The sequence below is a fragment of the Desulfovibrio sp. OH1186_COT-070 genome, assembly GCF_003860215.1.
In the GTDB taxonomy this organism is placed as follows: domain Bacteria; phylum Desulfobacterota; class Desulfovibrionia; order Desulfovibrionales; family Desulfovibrionaceae; genus Desulfovibrio.
In genome coordinates this window covers 1-215 of the sequence record NZ_RQYH01000276.1, presented here as the reverse complement: position 1 = coordinate 215, position 215 = coordinate 1, and the positions used below count along the sequence as shown (strand labels likewise).

At 53.5% G+C, this 215-nt stretch carries 1 protein-coding gene; it reads left to right on the top strand.

The features are described 5' to 3' along the window. Window positions 1-209, top strand: a 209-nt coding sequence (locus tag EII23_RS12835; RefSeq protein ID WP_148091316.1) for a transposase, incomplete at its 5' end; no start/stop codon positions are given. Window positions 210-215: the final 6 nt, after the last annotated feature.

Below are 215 nucleotides of genomic sequence, written 5' to 3'. Positions count from 1 at the left end.
TGATCGCCCCGAACCGGAAGAAACGGGCCAAAACGCAAGATGGCCGCCCCTTGCGGCGTTACCGCCGCCGCTGGAAAGTCGAGCGGTTGTTCGCCTGGCTGCAAAACTTCCGCCGCCTTGTCGTAAGATACGAATTTCATGCAGAAAACTTTCTGGCAATGGCGCAACTGGGCTGCATCATGATTTTGCTCAGATTGATTATGAGATGACTTCTA